This is a genomic window from Paenibacillus sp. LjRoot56, from assembly GCF_964253335.1.
Taxonomy (GTDB): Bacteria; Bacillota; Bacilli; order Paenibacillales; family NBRC-103111; genus Paenibacillus_E; species Paenibacillus_E allorhizoplanae.
Map to the genome: position 1 here is coordinate 874185 of NZ_CAXURV020000002.1, position 20132 is coordinate 894316.

The following is a 20132-nucleotide window of genomic DNA, read 5'->3' on the forward strand; positions in this document are numbered from 1 at the left end:
AGATCCACTTTTTTTGCATAAAAAAAGGCCTATAGGCCTTTAACATGAAAGCTATACAATCGCAAGCTGTTTCACTTCAAGCTTAACTGTTGTTAAATGAGTGAGCTCAGGGAGCGAGAAATACTCAGCTAATCGACGAAGGCGCATGTAAATTGTTCGTAAAATAACAGAATCCAATTCGGTAATCATTGCTCGATTCGCGATATAGTCGGTCATACTCATTTTGATTAGAAAAGGACTGTTTCTTAAATCTGTATATTTCTTAGGTTGAAGCGGGTTGCCCAAGTTAGTCAAATATTTGGTTTGCTTCAAAGCGGATTGAAAACGTTCGACACAGGTTTTGGAAACGGGTATGTACCTTTTGCCGCCCATAGCGTCAGACACAGTAAGTATTTGCTTTTTTTCATCTAAGGAATTACTTTTCAAATAAACAATTTCGTGCGGAGCGACACCCTCGATAAGTAGACGAATAATAATAGCATCTTGCGGATTGATACATTGTGTCTCGATAAATTGGATTTTCTCTAGAGTAAGAATACGAAATCAACATCCCTTCAAGTTTGAACTTAATTTTCTGCAAATTACATTTGGTTTTCAGAAATAAGCAACTATACATGATATGAGATGTGCGGATGGAATATGCCTAGAACTTTGTTATGAGGTAACTATAGCTGAAAATGAAGGATGGAACAATGAGGGAAAAGCCCTAAATAATGTTAGTCTAAATTCGACAAATTCATCGAGTGCCACATTATTTCGAGCTATTGAAAAGGGGGAGAGCTTTGGATATTCGTTGATAGGGAAAGGATCAGAGCTGGTAGGTGGGACGTGTGTGACTACGGATGTCACATTGCTGCGATAATGGTTTTAAGTTCCTTCGTAAATTCTTTGCAAGGCAGTGAAAGATGTCGGCTCTTAAGGCGCAAGGTTCGGAAGGAAACCCCAAAATCTACACCAGTGACTTCTATTGCAACAATGCTCCCTGTTTCTAAATAAGGGTCATACCGCATCCCTGTCTCCGTATAGAAGCCAATCGCGATTCCTTCAGCAATAATCCGTTTAGCTGCTTCTGAATTCCCTAGCTTAAAAAGAATATTAGGCTCGCCATGCTTTTTAAATATGTTCATTAAGTAATCAGAGGAAATCAAAAGAGGCTCTTGAAGGAGTTCTTCAATAGTGATGCTTTTTCGGTGCGCTAAAGGGGATTTTTTACCCACATAGGCCATAATTCGGCAGTCCATCAAATGTTCCGAGATCAGCTGCGTGTTGGGGCTTTGATAATTTCTTGCGACAGCAATGAGTCCCAAATCGACTTGTCCACTTAGAACCTCTTGGATAATCTGTGGATAATTCAATTCCATCATGATTAGATCAACATCCGTGTGCTTATCTTTGAAAACAGCCAGCGTTGGAGGCAAAACACTCAAACAAAGACTTGGCACAGAGGCAATGGAGAGAGAGCCTGAAAGTTGATTGAATTGAAACCCTGCTGTTTCACGAAGTTCTTCTACTTTATTCATGATCTCTATAGCTTTACTAATAATTAATTTCCCGTCTTCCGTAGGAGTGGCTCCGGTGCGCGAACGGACGAAAAGCTTCACGCCGAGCTCTTCCTCTAAGCTGACAATCGCTTGAGAGATGTTCGGCTGGGATACGTGAAGCTTTTCCGCTGCTAAAGAAATAGAACCTGTTTGATTAATTTCAATAATATAAATGAGTTGTTCAATTCGCATAGTTCACCTATTCTGCATGTCAGTTAACGTAACTATATCCGAATTGATAGAGATGAACAATATGAGAGAAGGACTATTTTAAGAGATACCATATTCAACTTGACTGAGGCTCTGTTCCCGTTGTTGCCCGTTATACACGATACGAGAAAGTAAAATGCTGATTTCATATAAAGCAAATAAAGGGATAGCTACCATAAGATGAGAGATTAGATCAGGAGGAGAGATGAGACTAGCTGTAATAATGAGAATCAAATAGGCGTATCTGCGTACTTTGTGAAGTAATTTAGGATTCAGCAGCTTCAGTTTCGTGAGGAACATAACGACAATAGGAAGTTCGAAGGCTAAAGACAACGGAATGATAATATTGAGCATAAAGCTGAAATATTGAGCAACACCGTAGGTTTGAGTTAATCCAAGGTTTTCGGTAACGCTCAAAGTGAATTTGATACACATCGGGAACACAACGAAGTAACCGAAAGCTAAACCAATCATGAAGCATAAAAACGTATAGGGGATGTACCGCAGTGTGGCGACTTGCTCTTCTTTGGTAAGTCCTTTTTTGACGAAAGCCCATATTTGATAAAGAATAAAAGGAAGCGTTAGCGTGAGAGAGACGGCGAATGCGATCAACATATAAATGCGAAGGCTATCCATCGGTGAGAAGACATGCCAAGTAATATCGGATGCTGTAGAGCTGTGTTTGAGGTAAAGGAGAATTTGCTGGGCGAAAATGAAACCAATAAATAACGTTAGGATTACGGCGATGAGGACGCGAATAATGCGTGTGCGTAGTTCGGTTAGATGTTCGACAAGTGACATCATTTCTTTGATCTGCATAGTAGCCCTCCAGTCTAATGGGTATGGAAGTGTTAGGAGCCGGCTAGCATTCGTCTTAATTCTACTGTATGAAAGCCGTCAGTTAGCTTTGTATGTATATCCATAATCGTTTGAATGTCCTCGAATGAATATTTGCGAACGCCTCCCTTGCTTCTGTCTGGAAAAATTAGCTTGCGGTCCTCATAGTATCGAATTTGCCTTTCTGTTAATCCCGTCAGTTCACTTACGATACCAATTTGAATTACCTTTTTCTTTGTCATCATCAGCCTATCCCTCCAGTTAAATGTAAGGTAAATTAACTTAAATGTGACACTAATAAATGAAACTCTATCATTATTTGGAAAAACGATCAAATAGGCTTTGGTTATCTTAGTATAAGTAAAATTTATGTCATGTTACCTTACATAATATAATGACTATTCATTTCCTCGCTGTTAAGTTTAAGTAGCGGATAGCAAAACTCAAACACGAGGAGATGGATGTATGGAGAAGACACCGATCCAGGAAGATCAAATTACACGCAGACAATTTCTGACAACAGTCGGCAAACTAGGAGGGTCAGCTGCAATATTCAGTGTGATGGGTACTTTAGGACTACTCTCCCCCGAAACGATGAAAGCAGCAGATTATACACCGCCGTCGGGCAGGGATCTTACATCAACAAACCGCAATGGAAAGAAAGTTATCATCCTTGGCGGTGGGATTGCTGGGATGACGGCGGCGTATGAGCTGGGAATGGCAGGCTATCAGTGCACAATACTAGAAGCGAGAGCGCGTTCAGGTGGACGAGCATGGACAGTGCGCAGAGGTACGACGGTAACGGAGATCGGTGGCGTGAAGCAAGTAGCCCGGTTCGATAATGGCATGTATTTCAATGCAGGGCCAATGCGAATTCCTCAATTTCATGTGACACTGGATTATGCCCGTAAATTCGGTGTTGCTATCGAACCCTTTAACAATGTGAATGAGAGCGGGTACTACTATAATGAAAATGTAGGCGAGTTGTCAGGAGTGAAAATTCCTAAGCGGCAAGCAAAAGCCGATGTGCGTGGTTATGTCGCAGAAATGCTGGCTAAAGCTGTTAATCAGAAAGCGTTAGATCTACCTTTGACAACAGAAGAAAAAACGAAGCTTGTTGCGTATTTGAAAAGTGAAGGGGATCTGAATGCGGATCTGTTCTATAAAGGTTCAAGCAGAGCTGGATATGTGGAAGAGCCGGGCGGCAAATTTGACGCAGGTGTTCGCAAGGATCCATTTAGCTTGAAAGCGATTATTAATTCTGGTTTTGGTCAATTTCTCAGCAGTGAGTATGGTTATGATCAGCAAATGATGATGTTCCACCCCGTAGGCGGGATGGATATGATTGCGAAGGCGTTCGAGAAACGCGTAGGCGATAAAATTCAATTTAATGCGGAAGTTCACGAAATTAAGCAATCTTCCGATGGTGTTAAGATTTTGTATAAAGACTTGTTGAGCGGTGCAAATAAAGAGGTTTCTGGCGATTTCTGCATCTGTACCATCCCACTTCCAGTTCTCAAGAACATTAAAGCAGATTTCTCTCCAGAGATGTCAACAGCTATCGCGAATATTAGCTATGCTGCAGCAGGCAAGATTGGCCTTCAATTCAAGCGTCGCTTCTGGGAAGAAGATGAGATGATTTATGGTGGAAGCTCATTAACGAATATGGATATTGCCAATATCTATTACCCGCCGACCGACTATTTTTCTAAAAAAGGAATTCTATTAGGCTATTATTCATTTGGAGGAAACGCAGATAAACTAGGTAGTATGTCACTTGCAGCTCGTGAGGAATATGCATTGAGCCAAGGCGCAAAGATTCATCCGCAGTACCACAAGGAGTTCGAAACCTCGTTCTCTGTGGATTGGAAGAAGGTTAAGTATAATCAAGGTGGCTGGGCCTCCTATACGGCAGACGATCGTAAAAACTACTATCCAACTCTATGTAAACCGGATGGCCGTATTTATTTGGCAGGGGAGCATATCAGTTATATCACTGCTTGGCAAGCTGGGGCTATTGAATCTGCGCGGAAAGTCGTTACTGAAATTCATGAGCGAGTAATGAAAGAGTAGAGGAGAAGGAGTGAATCATGATGAATATCACGAAAAAGTGGAAGACGATCGTAGCAGCTACCGTTGGTTCATGCCTGATTTGTGTAAGTGCTTATGCGGCTGGGACAGAAAAATCAAGTAAATACAATGCAGAGCCCATTAACGAAGTTGAATTTTATGGTAATCCAGCTTCTTCCATTGCTGCGGGTGTGTCGGTCCCTGCGGGAGCCTCCTATTTATTTACTAGTGGCACGGTACCACCCGTTATTAATAAAGAAGGCAAGACCGTATATGAGCGTTACGGGGATACGAAAACACAGGGGATTGGCATTCTAAAAGCCATTGAAACGCAATTAAAAGATAAAGGTCTCACACTTGCAGATGTTGCCTATCTTCGTGTTTATGTGACGCCAGATGCGGCCAAAGAAGGCAAATTCGATTATCAAGGTTGGTTTGACGCATATGCGCAATTTTTTGGTACAGAAGCTAATCCTGTGAAGCCAGCACGTTCCACGGTTGGGGTTGCAAGCCTCGTTAGCTCTGATTGGCTAATTGAAATTGAAGCTGTTGCTGTGTATCCAAAGCGCCATAACCAAGACTAATGAAACGGAGATGATGTGCCTATGCTGCAAAATATTGGATTACCTGGACTCATGTTAATTTTAGTCGTTGTATTGGTATTGTTTGGACCCTCTAAGCTGCCTGAACTTGGTCGAGCTGTAGGTCGTACCCTGCATGAATTTAAAAATTCAGCTAGGGAGCTCGTAGGTGAAGGGAAAGAATCCCCTGAACACTTGGAAGCTCCGGACAAACGCGTAGAAAAGGTCAACGTATAAGCAGGCTAGGATAAACAGATCTTGTAGATTTTCTCTCAGGAGAAAATGGCAGGATCTGCTTTTTTGTGTGCGAGCATCCATCTAAACAAAACACAGGAATTCCTAGAATTTGTACAATTGTTTTGTACAAGAATGTGATAGAGTGTGCTCACGCTTATATTGTAAACGATTTCCAATAATCGGGAGGGATAGCTGTTGAAACTTAGCACTAGTGTTGATGTCACCAAAGAGTCCTTTCATCTAAATCATGAGAAATCAAGTCGAAAGCAGTATTGGGAGATTTATCATGCCCATTCATGTATGGAATTCCTCTATGTGTATGAAGGGGAAGGACGTGTGGAAGTGAATAAACGCTGGTACACTATTGAGCCAGGCAGCCTTTTGATTTTCCAACCATTTCAATTGCATCGTATTCAAATCCAAGGTCCCTTTGTTCGATCTATCCTGATGTTTGACCCGTACAGATTGGATACAGCGCTGCGCGCTTTTAGCGGGATTCGCACATGGTTTAATACGCTTTGGAAGCATGCGTTAACCCGTCATGTGATCCCTCAGCAACAGCATCTAGCCAAATTTTATGAGCATTTACATAGGAAACTAAGTCGTGTTTCGATGCATAAACAGCAAGAAGAATTTGTCCTATGCTTAATATCCATGCTTCAGCAGCTTGAGCCATTTGAAAGTGAAATTTGTGAGGCGCCAAAGGAGAAGATGAAGCTGAGCAGTAATCATACGGCTGGGCAGATCACAGAATGGATTGAAAAACATTACAAAGATAAATTTGATTTACAACGGATGTCGGAGGATTTACATCTCTCCACCTTTTATTTATCTCATGTTTTTCGGCAGTCAACGGGGCGCACAATAACGGAATTTATTATATCTCGCAGATTAAGGGAAGCCTGTCTCTTGCTTGAAACCACGTCGAAATCGGCTAGTTATATCGCTCAGGAGGTGGGCTTTCAGAATGTCTCTTACTTTTCACGTGTGTTTAAAAACATCCTTGGAACGACACCAAAGTCGTATCGCATGCAGGTATAAAAGACAGCAACACAGTGCAAGTTCTGAACAATAGCGGGAAACATGTGCAGGCGATGATCTCTTATAATTCTATTTGTAAGCGCTATCTAATGGGATCTGAGGAGGAATATTAATGAGAAAGTTTTTCAAGGCATGGGAAGGTAAGATCGGAATTGTGGCCATATTCGCATCAGTTGTGCTGCTTGCAATTCCTACAGTGGCAGGAGCAGCGACAACCACATTAAGCCCATCTGATGATTCCTATGTGCATGAAGGTAACCCGACAAGCAATTATGGAACAGCCACTTCGTTGTATGTGAAAAATGACCCTGGTGCTTCTCGGTATACGTATCTCAAATACAGTCTCTCAGGCCTTTCGGGTGTAACGAGTGCGAAGCTCCGGATTTATGGCAGCGCATCCGCATCAACCGTTCTATCCGCGTATCAAACAACCGACAGTTGGACGCAATCCGCGATTACCTGGAGCACGAAACCAACGGTTGGCAGCTCAGCAGGTAGTGTTGCCATTAATACGACGACGGTGTACAACGAGATTGATGTGACAGCATATGTGACTGCACAAGCGGCAGGAGATGGTGTTGTTTCATTTGCGCTTCAAGAAAGTGTAGGTAAATACACCACACTGAATAGTAATGAGAATGCCTCGAACAAGCCGCAGCTAGTTGTCGTTAGCGGTGGTGGCACGGGTGGGGATACCCAAGCGCCAACAGTGCCTGCTGGATTCAATGGGACGGCGGCTTCCAGCAGCCAGATCGACCTCAGTTGGAGTGCATCGACAGATAATGTTGGCGTAACGGGATATGATGTGTATCGGAATGGCGCATTCCTTAAGACCGTGACGGGCACTTCCACGAGTGACACGGGTTTAGCGGCGTCTACTTCGTATAGCTACTATGTGAAAGCTAAAGATGCGGCTGGGAATGCTTCAAGCCAAAGCAGCACAATGAATGTGACAACGACTGCGGGGACGCCGCCTACTGGTTGTTCAAATGCACTGACAACAACGGTTGCGATTCAAAATGCGATGAAGAATGCAGTGGCAGGGTCCGTCATTTTGCTTGCCCCTGGTAATTATGTAGGTGATCGTTCGACGAGTGGTGATCCAGGTGGGCAGGGTCTATTTTATTCGGATCAGAGTGGAACGGCTTTTAATCCGATTGTTCTTAAGAGTTGTGATGCGGCGAATCCAGCTGTGCTCAAGGGCGTGAATGTGAACGATGGTTCCTATGGCATTCACTTGACAGGTAACTATTGGCAGATTCGCGATGTTGAAATTACGCAAGCACAGAAAGGCATCATTATCGACAACGGGAACAACAACTTGTTAAATAACGTAGAGGTTCACAATGTAGGTGATGAGGGTGTCCATTTCCGCGACGGCAGCTCCTATAATACATTGTCATACTCGCTTATTTACGATACAGGCTTGTATCAAGCAGGGTATGGAGAAGGTGCTTATGTGGGTTCCGATTCCAGCTCGCCTTATGAGCATGTTGTGACAGGGAATGTGATTAGTCATACAAATTTCGATGGCGGTATTACAGCAGAACATATTGATGTGAAGGAAGGCGCGAGTGGAACGATTATTGAGTACTGCACGTTTAATGGTACGGGGATAAGTGGTGCGAATAGTGCCGACAGCTTCGTTGACGTAAAAGGTGTGAATACCATTGTCCGCTACAATCAAGGGTATCGGAACGGCAACGCGAATGTAGTCGATGCTTTCCAAGTTCGTACGCATGGTACGGACTATGCGACAGGTGTGAATAATTCTTTTAACAATAACACCGTAAATTTGGATAGCTCGACAGGATACGTCGTCTATGCAACGAGTGCGGCAACAGGAACCACAGCGGTGAATGATGTACGTACAGGTGGAGGAAATCTGTATAACTCGAATGTGAACGAATAGGGTAGTGTAGGAGTCCGAGAGGGCTCCTTTTTGCCGTGTATGACAAGCTAAATATCGACATTCTGTCGTAAGTATGGGATTATGAGGAGAAGAGTTTGGTAACTATTACGCAGGGAGTGAAAGGCATGTCACGCAAGTGGGAAAGAATGGTAAGTAAGAATACGAAAAAGGCAAATCAAACCAGATCCAAACAAGGGAAGGCGCCGATTTCAACAGATCCGGATCGTCCGGTCGTATTTAAGGGAAGAAGCATCCTGTTGGCTGCGTTCTTCATCGTAGTTTCGCTCTTCTTGTTATTTACGTTGACGAAAACCGAAGGGGACAAAATGTACTGGTATACAACGCTTAGCTACTTGGTAGTCGGCGTACTTATTTATTTCGTGCGGAGACCGTACTTGCGAGTGACCAAGACGAATCTCTCGAAGCGAGGTCTTGCCCGAGAATTAGTGCTTGGTGCGGAAAATATTAAAGAGATTGTACACGCACCTGGTCAAATTATCATTGAGCTTACTGGCAAGTCTCCTCGTTGGGTATATAACAAAACGTTGAACCGTTTTGATATCGCGGCGATGGCGTCTAAGCTGAAAAAATTTGCTGAAACCAATAAAATTTCCTTTGTAGATAAAACCGTATAGGTAAGAAGCCTCCAATTCCACTTGTGTGGGGTTGGGGGCTTTTTTGCTTTAAAACAATCCGGATCGCTGAATCTCTGCATAAAATTGGTTGAACTCCTCAATCGTCAGCTGCTGCTGAGCATCCGAAAGAGCTGTAGCCGGATTTGGATGGACTTCGACCATGATCCCATCCGCTCCTGCGGCCAAGGCTGCCTTGGCGCAAGGTGCGAAAATGTCCTTGCGTCCCGTGGAATGGGTCACATCGACCAGGACAGGCAAATGGCTTTCTTGCTTCAGAATCGGAACTGCCGAGATGTCGAGTGTATTTCGTGTCGCCCGCTCATAGGTTCGGATGCCGCGTTCAATTAACATCACCTGCGTATTGCCGCGAGATAGGATGTACTCGGCAGCATGCAGGAATTCATCGAGCGTAGCAGACAGGCCGCGCTTCAACAGTATCGGAATACGTACTTCGCCAGCCGCTTTAAGTAGTTCAAAATTGTGCATGTTTCTCGCGCCAATTTGGATCACGTCAATGTACTGTCCCGCGATCTCGATATGTGCAGGATCAACGATTTCGCTGATCGTCTGGAGTCCGAATTCATCGGCGACTTCTTTGAGAATTCGTAATCCTTCCAGTCCGAGCCCTTGAAAATCATACGGAGATGTGCGAGGCTTGAAGGCACCTCCGCGCAGCACGGTCACGCCAGCGTTTTTTAAAGCGGCAGCAACAGTGCGTACTTGCTCAACGCTCTCTACAGAGCAGGGGCCCGCGATCATGATCGGTTTACCTCCGCCGATGGCGGCAGAACCAAGTTGAATGATGGTATCTGCTAGTTGCCGCTTACGACTAACGAGCAGCTGTTTCTTGTGAACCGTTTGTTGCAGAGTCAGCGATGCTTGGAATATTTGTTTAAAAAGGTGACGAATTGTTTCGTCATCGAATGGGCCTGTATTTCGTGCAACCAAGGTGTCTAGCATTTTCTTTTCACGTAGCGGGTCGAATTTCGGCACGCCTTGTTTTTCCTTCTCCAGCCCGATCTCTTGGGTAATGCGTGCTCTTTCGGAGAGCAGCTCCCGCAGAGTCTCATTTATTTCATCAATTCGATTTCTAAGGTCATCTAACTTCGTATTCTCCATTTATGTTCACCCTTTGGCTTTAAAACATATCAGCTTTACAGCTTTGACTTCTATGCGCTTAAACCAATTTATGTTACAAGGTAGCCGATGTGCAGTATCTTACAGTAAAAAAGGTGTTTATACCCATTCTACACCTCATAACCAATGATAGGATCGAAACGGCTTATATAACGGGCATCAGACAAGGATGCCAACAGCTTATTGCGGCAGTAGATCAGAAATGGGTTCTCAAGTTGTACCATTCGTCCCATCGACCGAGACATCCGCACGATTCGGTTTGTCCGAGCCATTCGCGCATTCTCATATGCTGAAAGTGCAGCCGGAATATCAGGATTTCGGAGGCACCTTGCCAGTACGATGGCATCTTCAATTGCCTGTGCACCTCCCTGTCCCAAATTGGGCAGCATCGGGTGTGCGGCATCGCCGAGAAGCGTCATCCATCCTGAACTCCATTTGGATAGGAGAGGGCGGTCAACGATATTATGAGCCAGAATGGTCGATGCCTCTGTTGCTTCAATCGCAGACACGATTGGGCTGTACCAACCGTGAAATTGACGCAGCAACTCAGATTGTCTCTCTTCTACCGGAGGTAGTTTTCCTTGTGGTGCATTAATCGCGGCAAACCAGAATACACGGCCATTGCCGAGGCTTGAGAGACCGAATCGTTTTCCCGGTCCCAGTGCCTCGAACCCGCCACCATCATTTGTGTTGCTCACCTCCTCCTGTGTACATACGCCTCTTAAAGCAATATATCCCGAATAACGGACTGGGCTTTGACCAAATAGTCGTTCTCGTACGGCAGAGTGAAACCCATCAGAGCCGATAATGACATCAGCATATTCCTGCGTACCATCTTGGAAAACTGCGGTAACTCCTCGTTCACTCTGTGTCCCATTGATCCATTGTTTATTGGTCTGAATGGTAGTTGTGGCTGTTACTGCTTGCACAAGAATCGCTTGTAAGTCAGCTCTATGAATGACATAGCTTTGCGTTCCGTATAGTGCCGCTTGTTTGGCAGCTGGGAGACTCGTAATCATCGTGCCATCCCATTTTCGAATGTCTGCTTGAATAACAGGTGCTCCCACGTTCCGGATTGTTTCTCCAATGCCAAGCAAATCGAGTGCTTTCATGGCGTTAGCTGCGAGTACGATTCCAGCCCCAGCTTCTCTCAGTGATGTTGCTTTGTCGTAAACCGCTACACGCCATCCCTGTTGCTGAAGTGACAATGCCGTACATAATCCACCGATTCCCGCTCCAATGACTATCGCTTTCCTTGACGTTACTGCATCCATGTGTATGACCTCCCTTCGTTAGATCGCCGCTATAATACTTAGTCTCATCATAAACAATGAGCTCCCTAATGACCACCCAAAAAGTATGCCCGAATCAAATTCGTTAAGATATAAATGGGTAATCTCTCTTCGTTGTAGTCATTTTTCTGCTAGATTCGGAATAATAGTTTAGGAGGGAGAAGAAGGGGGAGTATGCTATGCTCACACTAAAGTCATGGACGGGCTTATTTCAAAGGGGAGCAACGGATACGGATATTTACCAGACGGTTAAAGTGAGGGCGCCTCGGGATTATTTTAACCGAGCAGATGCTTTTTTGGAGGATATTGTCTATACCTCACAAGAGGAGTTAACTGGAATCAACAAAACATTCCTAGTCAAACTATTGTTTGATAATTTTATGGATCATGTGCGCAAGGGCAAGGATTTATATACTTACATTTTACAGCTTAGAAGCAAATTTGGAGGCATTGTTGCCTCTGCAAACACGAATGAGCGACCGAACGGTGGAACTGTACCCGGCTTTCAATGGGGACTTTCCTTTCAGGAGGGGCATTCGGATCGTGCTGCTTATTTAACACTCAACGTCAGACTGCACCCAGCCGAGACTAATCGGATGCGTGTTTTTTTCGACGATATGAACTGGAAACACCATCAAGCGCTCAACATGGATATGAATGAGCTCTTATCTCTGCTTTTTATTGAATTTATTACGGAACTTCGGAATGGATTAACCGAGGCGACGAAGGAAGAGATTGTAGCGGCTATTGTTCATAAATGGGAAGAACAATAGCTCGCTATCGCTATGAGAGAGGTTGTGTTGATGAGCGAACAATGAGCTCAGAAGGCAGCATGATTCTGCGAGATGCATCGCTAGCTTCTCCTTCTATTCGTTCAATGAGTAGTTGCATGCCTAATTTCCCGAATTGGTAAGCTGGTTGTGACGCAACGGTGAGAAATGGATTGATTGCACCTGCTGGTCCGAAGTCATCGAAACAGACAACAGACATGTCTCTTGGTACTTGTAGGCCGCGATGGCGCAGGGATTGGATGACGCCAACGGCCAGCATATTATTAGCTGCGAAAATAGCGGTAGGTGGATCATCAAGTTGAAGCAGCTCATGGAGTGCAGTCTCATCGTGGAAATCGCGGTAACCTAGATGGAGCACGAGTGAATCATCGGGGGTTATTCCGTTAAGTTGAAGCGCCTCATTATAGCCTATGTATCGCAATCGAGCTGTTGAAACATCCTGTGAACCGTTAACTAAAGCGATGCGTCGATGCCCCTGTGTAATCAAATGTTCAACCAGATTGCGGGCACCTTCCTTGCTGTCGCCAAGGACAACATCCGCATCAATACCGGGGATTTCACGATCCAATACAACAAATGGAATCTGATGCTTCTGCAATTGCATTAAATTGTCATGAGAATGGTCGCCTGCTGGTGCGAATAATACGCCATCTACCCGTGTGGATAGAATCATATCGACGTAATCTTTCTCCTTCTCATAGTCCTCATCACTATTGGCAAAAAGTAATCGATAGCCCGCCTTCTTCGCTGCGTCCTCAGCGCCTCGTGCTAAGGTTGTATAGAAAGGATTGGTAATATCCGTGATGAGAAGAGAGATGAGATTCGTCTTCTGGGAAACTAAGCTGCGTGCCAATGCATTAGGAATATAATGGAGCTCTTCCATGACTTTCCGCACTCGCTTACGCGTCTCTTCGCTGATTCGGCCCGTATTATTGATCACTCGGGAAACCGTCATCGCGGAAACACCAGCCTTCTCGGCGATGTCATAGATTGTTATCACGTGTTAATCTCCTTTGCTAGCCGGTTTATTTCATATTGTATAGAAATAAAGGATTGACAGCAAGACATAAAGTTGTTAATTTTGAGTTATCGATAACACAAGATTTTCAAGGAGATGATGAGTATGTTAAAAGGGATACCTTCTATCCTTTCGCCAGAGTTACTCAAAGTATTAATGGAGATGGGGCATGGGGATGAAATCATCTTGGCAGACGGGAATTTCCCGGCAGCCAGTCATGCGAACCGTCTATTACGTTGCGATGGCCATGGTGTACCGGAATTGTTGAAAGCGGTATTATCCCTGTATCCACTTGATACATACGGTAATGAGCCTGTTGCGCTTATGGCTGTCGTTCCTGGAGATCCAGTTGAAACACCGATCTGGAGCGAGTACGAGGGGATCATACGTGAACATACAACGCCTGCCATTGAGTACGTGGAACGATTCGCTTTTTATGAGCGGGCGAAGAAAGCTTATGCCATTGTAGCGACGAGTGAAAAGGCACTGTATGCCAATATTATTTTAAGAAAAGGCGTTATTAGTGAGTAAATGAATTATCGATAACCCTGAGGTGTTTAAACCTATTTAATACTTAATAAGAAGCGAGGTTACTTTATGTCAACTACATCCCTTTACTCGAATCGACCAATTGGTACAACTGGCCTGTTTGTCTCTGCGCTTTGTGTTGGTGGAGCTCCGTTTGGTGATATGCCGGAAACCTTTAATTTTAGCGCACCAGAGGAAATCGCACTGGACACAATTCGTGCTGCCTTTGCTAGCCCGATTAACTTTCTCGATACAGCAGCTGCCTATGGTGAAGGCGAGAGTGAGCGCCGCATTGGCAAGGTCATAAAGGAGAACGGCGGACTCCCAGCGGGTTTTGTGCTCGCAACCAAAGCTGATCGGTGTTTACGGACTGGCGACTTCAGCGGTGAGCAAATAAAAAGATCCATTGAAGGAAGTCTTAGTCGGTTAGGACTAGATCGTCTACAATATGTCTATATCCATGACCCGGAGCATTCCACCTTTGAAAATGTTATGGGAGCAGGTGGGCCGCTTGAGGTGTTGAAAAACTTCAAGGAGCAGGGGGTCATAGATCACATTGGCATATCTGGTGGACCTATCGACATGCTTATTCGTTATGTAGAGACTGGGGAGTTTAGCGCCGTTGAAACCCATAACCGCTATACACTGCTCAATCGCTCAGCCGATCCTTTGCTTGATATCGCCAATCAATTGGGGGTTGCTGTCATTAACGCAGCACCTTATGGCAGCGGAATATTGGCAAAAGGGCCGGATGCCTACGCACGTTATGCGTATAGTGAGGCACCTCCTTTGTTAATTGAACGTGCAAGATCCTTAATGAAAGTTTGCCAGGAATTTGATGTACCTTTAGCCGCAGCTGCACTCCAATTCTCCATGCGTGACTCCCGCGTCGCGAGTACTGTCGTTGGAATGAGCAAGCCGGAACGTGTAGCACAGACATTGGAACTTGCCAATTATCCAATTCCTTCAGAACTTTGGCCTGCACTGGACGATATCGGATATGCTACGGATGATCCCGAATCAGAGAGATTTTCATAAAAATGTTGCGTGCATTCTCTCTTCAGACAATTCGTATTTGATGAGTCATTTTCAAAAAGGAGATAGGTATCGATGAATGAAATTTACCAATTTGATGAAATTGCTAGACTACCGTTACCTGGGGATAACTGTGCTGTTGCAACGCGCAATTTGGATGCCGGCACCGTCATTCATTATGAAGGCGAAAACATAATCATAGATTATACGGTTTTGGAAGGTCATCGTTTTGCTGTGAAGACAATTGATCCCGGTGTTGAACTGTTATCTTGGGAAATGCCGTTTGGCGTGGCTCTGCAAGTGATTCAGCCCGGTCAATATGTGATTAATGAGGCAGTGTTAGATGCACTTAGCGGGCGTCAGCTGAAATTTTCACTGCCTGCAAGGCCTAATTTTACGGATAAAATTCCGCCATATGTTTTTGCTGAGGCGAATTTTAAGTCCGCACCAGCATCACCCGCTTACTCAGATATTCGTACTTTTATGGGTTATCGCCGCAGTGAACCCCGTGGCGTGGGTACTCGTAACCACATAGTTCTATTAGGTACCACCTCGCGTACGGGCAGCTATTCGAAGCAGCTTGCCGCTCGACTACAAGGTGAACTGAAGAACTATCCCCATATCGATGGGATTGTACCTGTGGCGCATACAGAGGGCAGCACAGATAAGCTTAATAACCTGGATTTACTGCTGCGGACACTCGCCGGATTTATCGTGAACCCTAACGTGGGTGCTGTCTTAGTAGTTGATTATGGTAATGAACCGGTAACCAACAAAATGGTGGAAGCGTATATACGAGAACACAGCTACCCGATCGATGATGTATTGCACAAGTTTGTGTCGCTCCAAGGCGGCTTTGAACAGAATCTGGCCCAAGGCGAAGCGATTATCAGGGAGTGGCTGCCTACGGTGAATGCGATGCAACGGACCGAGGAATCGATTAGCCACCTGAAAATTGGACTGCAATGCGGTGGCTCGGACGCCTTTTCCGGTATTTCAGCGAACCCGTTGCTTGGCTGGATATCTGAAGAATTGGTGCGCTACGGCGGCGCTGCCAGCATAGCCGAAACCGATGAATTAATTGGCGCGGAACCCTATGTTCTGTCCAAGGTTCGTAACCTTGAAACCGCCAACAAATTCTTGGAACTTGTGAACCGTTTCAAGGAGCGCACGTCTTGGCACGGTGCTAGTGCAGAGGGAAATCCATCTGGCGGTAATATATATCGCGGCCTTTATAACATTTATCTCAAATCCATTGGTGCTGCCCGTAAGAAAGATCCGATCACTCGCCTCGATTATGCCACGGAATATGGGGAGCTCATGAAAGATGGCGGATACTATTTCATGGATAGTCCCGGCAACGACCTCGAGAGTATCGCCGGACAGGTTGCTGCAGGCTGCAACATGATTTTCTTTACAACAGGTAACGGCTCAATCACCAATTTTCCTTATGTGCCGACGGTCAAGGTCGTCACGACGTCGCGCCGCTATCAATTGCTGATTAATGATATGGATGTCAATGCTGGTAAATACTTGGAAGGCGTGTCCATGGATGAGCTCGGCAAAGAGGTTTTCGAACTGACTATCCAAACAGCTTCTGGTCAGCGTAGTGTCGGTGAGAAGGCGGGTCATTCCCAGGTGCAGATCTGGCGCAATTGGCAGCAAAATGATGCAAGTCAGTTGGATGTATTGCTCCATCCCTATACGCCAACGGGAGAGCCAATTGAAATTATAGAAGATACAGATGCGTTGGATAGCTCGTTTCAATTTTCCTTCACACGGCATCCAAATCGCCAAGCGAGCGACAATATCGGCTTGATCCTGCCAACCAGTCTCTGTGCTGGACAGGTAGCAAATATGATAACGCAGAAGCTGAATAAACAGGGTGTTGGGCAACCTGAGGTCTCACGTTTTGTGGCTTTGGCACATACGGAAGGCTGCGGCAATTCGGGGGGCCAAGCTGAAAAGTTGTATGCCCGAACAATGATCGGTTATATCACACACCCGATGGTGAAGCATTGTTTGCTGCTGGAGCATGGCTGCGAGAAAACCCACAACGACTATATGCACCATCTGATGGAAGAGATGGGTGTTGAAACGAGCTCCCTTGGTTTTGCCAGCATTCAGCTTGACGGCGGAATTACAAAGGTGACGGAGAAGGTAGAAGCGTGGTTTGCCGATCAAGTGGCAGCAGCTGGAGTAACTGAGAAGGAGACAGTCGGTCTGGCAGGACTGCGTATTGGCATCCTAAGCGATGGTTCCATCTCCGATGATGAAGGAGAACAGCTGGTGAAGCTGACTCAAATGGTTGTTGGCGCTGGTGGGTTAGTGGTAATTCCAGAGAACAGCGGTCTACTTTCCACGGCTTCTTATAGCCAAAATATATTGACTTCGTCCAATGTCCAGCCGTCAATTGCGTATGGGGAACATGTCCGCCGCAATGGCTTTCACATCATGGAGACCCCGACGGAGCATTGGGTGGAGACGGTTACTGGCCTAGCTGCTACAGGGGTAGAGATCATTATCGCGCTAGTCGGTAATCGCCCGATGCAGACGCATCCGTTCGTTCCTATGCTGCAAATAGCATCGGAAACGGGAATGCAGCAAAACGATGACAACGATCTTGATTTACTGCTCAGTGGAGATCCGAACGCTTGGACGAACAGTATACTCGAGCGCGTCAAGCAAGTCATTGAGCATACCTATACGCCTCGTCTCTACCAGCAAGGTAATATTGATTTCCAATTAACACGGGGCTTTTTGGGTGTTTCATTGTAAATTTTATTTGGAAAAGAATTTGAGCTACGAAAAAGCCACCCTCAACGATTTGTTGGGAGTGGCTCTTTATTGTCAACTGTCCAAGCTAGATTCTTCGATCCAATTGATCCGTTTCATAATCAGGTCAGCTAAAGTCGCATCTGCGGTTGAAAACTCTTTTTGCAACTGAGAAACGACAGGACGAATTTTATTCATTGCTGAAAGTGTTTGGCTTTGAGAAATCGTGATCCGACCTTGTACAATCCAGTCTGCAATGAGGCCATCAAACCAGTAATCAGCCATTTTCAACGTATCGCTGATATCAATTTCAATATGAAAACTTCGATTCAAGTCAGTTAGTTCGTCACGAAAATTCAGAATCTGGTGATTAGCCTGATGAATGAATCGTTTGGCATCATCCACATGACTATGCTTTGCATGGGTGCTTATCATGCCGCCGCCGCCCCATAAGTCCCATTTCCCCCAATTCTCTGCTTTCTCTAAGCTGTTGGAGGCATCAGTTAACGAAGCTAGAACAAGCTTTCCAGCAGTCAGTGCTTCTTGTAGCTCTTTTACCAGAAGCTTCTGATCGTCGATGTTGTCGTCCATTCGTTCAAGTTCTCTAGATAATAGTGGTGCGTTTAAAAGTGCCTCTTCCTTCACTGCCATTAGCTTCTTATAGTCGTCTGCAGCACGTTGATAGTTGGCGAGGTCATCACCGACTTGAATCAAAGCATTCTGTGCATCCAGAAGTGCCTGTTTGGCCGTGTCTAACTGAAGAGCAGCGGTAAGGACTTGTTGCCGTTCCATTTCAAGTTGCTCGGATTTACTGCGGAGAATTGTGTGGAATAGATTGGTAAGTGACAATCGCGTCAATCGTTCTACATCTGCCTGCTCCGATTCAAGTTGTAACTCAAGCCGTCCTATGAGACGTTCCTGCTCATATACTCTATTCAGAAGATCTTCTCTTTTGCGTTCTGCTTTGTGCAGTCGAAACATCCGTTCTTTCGCTACCCTCAATTGAAGGTTTAGATTATCTGGCATCTTCATCCCTCGTTTCCCAGCATTTGTTAGATAGATCACTTTTTCAATACGTGCTATTCGGTTAGGGGTTTCGGAATTTTTTTCACATACACTTTGTGACTTCCCTATGGTATAATTCTTTCTTCGTAAGTTTAGAGAAAAATAGGAGAAATCATATGATTACCAAACAACTTTCACCACTTGTTCAAACGTTAGATTTGAAACCGCACCCTGAGGGTGGATGGTACAAAGAGCTATGGAAAGCCTCATTCGAAATCCCAAAAGAAGTACTCCATGCAGCCTACTCGGGTTCGCGATACGCAGCAACTTCGATCTATTTCCTGCTTCACCCAGATGAATTTTCGGAGTGGCACACCGTATTGTCCGACGAGTTATGGTTATGGCACTCTGGCAGCCCGATCGTGCTTACATTAGGAGGAACGAGTGAGCAGCCTAAAGCGACACAGGAAATTATTCTAGGTCCTGATGTGCTGAACGGTCAGCATCCACAGGCACTTGTCCCAGCACATGTATGGCAAATGGCGCGACCGCTAGGCGATGAACCCGTTCTGGTTTCCTGTGTAGTTGCACCAGGTTTCCATTATGATGATTTCAAATTAATTAAGAGATGATAGGACATAGATTTATTTTACTAGTGTCATGTAATTTGGTATCTTGAAGATAAGAATGATTTTAAGCGTAAAGCATACGCCGCTAGCTCTTTTTTGGAGCTGGCGGCGTTTTATTTTTTTGGAGGAGATGATCATAGTGTTCGAGAAGGAGTATGAAATCTTTTGGGAAGAACAAGTTAGGAGTGCAAGTGGTCAGAGGTTAGAAATGTTGCAGAGGGACCTGACAGGAACGAAGAAACTTTTGGAAGAAGCGCTTCTGCCTGTATTGGGATCGTTAGATGGATTGGTGCTTGAATATGAAATGACGAGCCTGTCAGGTGTGAAAATATATGGCGACGTGTTTCACCCTAAGTTACGGACCGTTTTCGAGGAAGACAGTTTCATCACCCATGCGGAGAAAATCACGAGAGACCGTTTTTCATTTGAGAGGGCACGTGCGCGTTCTGTTGCGATATTAGGTTACACTTATTTTCCATATAGTCGAGATGAGCTAGAGAAGAAGGCGAGTTTTTGCCAAAGAAACTTGTATGAATTAATCGGTCGGATCGGTAACGCGGATGGTGTCGGGTTACTCCAGCTGCCAGTGTACGAGCGGGAAGTTTTGAGGTTCTCGTTACTAGGAAACAAACCTTTTCGTCTGACGGATGTATGTACGTGGCTACAGCTTAAAAGTGAGACTTGCCGAAACGTATTGCGAGATCTGGAAGCAAGAGGTTTGGTGTATCCCATTGGTAGAGGCGTGATTAGAAGTCATAAATTCATGATTACTGAAAAAGCGATGTGTCTCTTGCATCGTAGGATGTAGCGTAACTCGAAAAAATCAAGTTACGGGTGGCTACGAAGGCGAATGGAGCT

20 protein-coding genes are annotated in these 20132 nt (G+C 45.0%); 12 read left to right on the plus strand and 8 right to left on the minus strand.

Features of this window, described 5'->3' with window-relative positions:
• Positions 1-51 precede the first annotated feature (51 nt).
• From ACSQ8O_RS16220 to ACSQ8O_RS16235, 4 genes are all read right to left on the minus strand, one after another.
• Positions 52-384 carry a hypothetical protein gene (locus tag ACSQ8O_RS16220; protein WP_436242547.1) on the minus strand — a complete coding sequence of 111 codons (333 nt, stop codon included), beginning with the start codon at positions 382-384 and terminating at the stop codon, positions 52-54.
• A 461-nt stretch (positions 385-845) separates the two neighbouring features.
• Positions 846-1733, minus strand: coding sequence for a LysR family transcriptional regulator (locus tag ACSQ8O_RS16225; protein WP_436242548.1), 888 nt, complete (start codon positions 1731-1733; stop codon positions 846-848).
• A gap of 78 nt (positions 1734-1811) precedes the next feature.
• Positions 1812-2570 (minus strand): twin-arginine translocase subunit TatC, encoded by a 759-nt coding sequence (gene tatC, locus ACSQ8O_RS16230; RefSeq protein WP_436242549.1) that lies wholly within the window; start codon positions 2568-2570, stop codon positions 1812-1814.
• A gap of 32 nt (positions 2571-2602) precedes the next feature.
• The gene (locus tag ACSQ8O_RS16235; RefSeq protein WP_082595234.1) at positions 2603-2833 is read right to left on the minus strand and encodes a MerR family transcriptional regulator; all 231 of its coding nucleotides are present in this window, start codon (positions 2831-2833) and stop codon (positions 2603-2605) included.
• A gap of 220 nt (positions 2834-3053) precedes the next feature.
• Between ACSQ8O_RS16235 and ACSQ8O_RS16240 the strand changes: the two genes are divergently transcribed.
• The 6 genes from ACSQ8O_RS16240 (at position 3054) to ACSQ8O_RS16265 (ending at position 9064) form a co-directional block, all read left to right on the plus strand.
• Positions 3054-4661, plus strand: a complete 1608-nt coding sequence (locus tag ACSQ8O_RS16240; protein ID WP_436242550.1) for an FAD-dependent oxidoreductase — start codon at positions 3054-3056, stop codon at positions 4659-4661.
• A 17-nt stretch (positions 4662-4678) separates the two neighbouring features.
• Positions 4679-5242 carry a RidA family protein gene (locus tag ACSQ8O_RS16245; protein WP_436242551.1) on the plus strand — a complete coding sequence of 188 codons (564 nt, stop codon included), beginning with the start codon at positions 4679-4681 and terminating at the stop codon, positions 5240-5242.
• Between the two features lie 21 nt (positions 5243-5263).
• The gene (tatA, locus tag ACSQ8O_RS16250) at positions 5264-5476 is read left to right on the plus strand and encodes a twin-arginine translocase TatA/TatE family subunit (protein ID WP_056609959.1); all 213 of its coding nucleotides are present in this window, start codon (positions 5264-5266) and stop codon (positions 5474-5476) included.
• 195 nt (positions 5477-5671) lie between these two features.
• The gene (locus ACSQ8O_RS16255) at positions 5672-6517 is read left to right on the plus strand and encodes a helix-turn-helix domain-containing protein (protein ID WP_436242552.1); all 846 of its coding nucleotides are present in this window, start codon (positions 5672-5674) and stop codon (positions 6515-6517) included.
• 112 nt (positions 6518-6629) lie between these two features.
• Entirely contained in the window at positions 6630-8429 is a 1800-nt protein-coding gene (locus ACSQ8O_RS16260; protein WP_436242553.1) for a CBM96 family carbohydrate-binding protein, read from the plus strand.
• 125 nt (positions 8430-8554) lie between these two features.
• Positions 8555-9064 (plus strand): hypothetical protein, encoded by a 510-nt coding sequence (locus ACSQ8O_RS16265; RefSeq protein ID WP_236291078.1) that lies wholly within the window; start codon positions 8555-8557, stop codon positions 9062-9064.
• 48 nt (positions 9065-9112) lie between these two features.
• Here the strand turns inward: ACSQ8O_RS16265 and ACSQ8O_RS16270 are convergent, their stop codons facing one another.
• Both ACSQ8O_RS16270 and ACSQ8O_RS16275 read right to left on the minus strand, forming a co-directional pair.
• Positions 9113-10183: a bifunctional 3-deoxy-7-phosphoheptulonate synthase/chorismate mutase gene (locus ACSQ8O_RS16270; protein WP_436242554.1), complete on the minus strand. Its 1071-nt coding sequence runs from the start codon at positions 10181-10183 to the stop codon at positions 9113-9115.
• Between the two features lie 128 nt (positions 10184-10311).
• Complete coding sequence (locus ACSQ8O_RS16275; protein ID WP_436242555.1) at positions 10312-11475, minus strand: FAD-dependent oxidoreductase; 1164 nt, start codon at positions 11473-11475, stop codon at positions 10312-10314.
• Between the two features lie 197 nt (positions 11476-11672).
• On the opposite strand from ACSQ8O_RS16275, the gene ACSQ8O_RS16280 reads away from it, so the two are divergent.
• A complete protein-coding gene (locus ACSQ8O_RS16280) occupies positions 11673-12266 on the plus strand; it encodes a hypothetical protein (protein ID WP_436242556.1) in 594 nt (197 codons plus the stop codon).
• Between the two features lie 10 nt (positions 12267-12276).
• On the opposite strand, the gene ACSQ8O_RS16285 is transcribed toward ACSQ8O_RS16280, so the two are convergent.
• On the minus strand, positions 12277-13284 hold the full coding sequence (locus ACSQ8O_RS16285; protein WP_436242557.1) for a LacI family DNA-binding transcriptional regulator: 1008 nt from the start codon (positions 13282-13284) through the stop codon (positions 12277-12279).
• A 123-nt stretch (positions 13285-13407) separates the two neighbouring features.
• On the opposite strand from ACSQ8O_RS16285, the gene fucU reads away from it, so the two are divergent.
• The 3 genes from fucU (at position 13408) to ACSQ8O_RS16300 (ending at position 17643) form a co-directional block, all read left to right on the plus strand.
• Positions 13408-13833, plus strand: a complete 426-nt coding sequence (fucU, locus tag ACSQ8O_RS16290) for an L-fucose mutarotase (RefSeq protein WP_436242558.1) — start codon at positions 13408-13410, stop codon at positions 13831-13833.
• Positions 13834-13899: 66 nt separating this feature from the next.
• Positions 13900-14868: an aldo/keto reductase gene (locus ACSQ8O_RS16295; protein WP_436242559.1), complete on the plus strand. Its 969-nt coding sequence runs from the start codon at positions 13900-13902 to the stop codon at positions 14866-14868.
• A 72-nt stretch (positions 14869-14940) separates the two neighbouring features.
• Entirely contained in the window at positions 14941-17643 is a 2703-nt protein-coding gene (locus tag ACSQ8O_RS16300) for a UxaA family hydrolase (RefSeq protein WP_436242560.1), read from the plus strand.
• 72 nt (positions 17644-17715) lie between these two features.
• Here ACSQ8O_RS16300 and ACSQ8O_RS16305 read toward each other — a convergent pair whose 3' ends face one another.
• Entirely contained in the window at positions 17716-18666 is a 951-nt protein-coding gene (locus ACSQ8O_RS16305) for a hypothetical protein (protein WP_436242561.1), read from the minus strand.
• Positions 18667-18824: 158 nt separating this feature from the next.
• On the opposite strand from ACSQ8O_RS16305, the gene ACSQ8O_RS16310 reads away from it, so the two are divergent.
• Positions 18825-19277 (plus strand): cupin domain-containing protein, encoded by a 453-nt coding sequence (locus ACSQ8O_RS16310; RefSeq protein ID WP_056610156.1) that lies wholly within the window; start codon positions 18825-18827, stop codon positions 19275-19277.
• A gap of 205 nt (positions 19278-19482) precedes the next feature.
• Positions 19483-20082 (plus strand): hypothetical protein, encoded by a 600-nt coding sequence (locus tag ACSQ8O_RS16315; protein ID WP_436242562.1) that lies wholly within the window; start codon positions 19483-19485, stop codon positions 20080-20082.
• Positions 20083-20132: the final 50 nt, after the last annotated feature.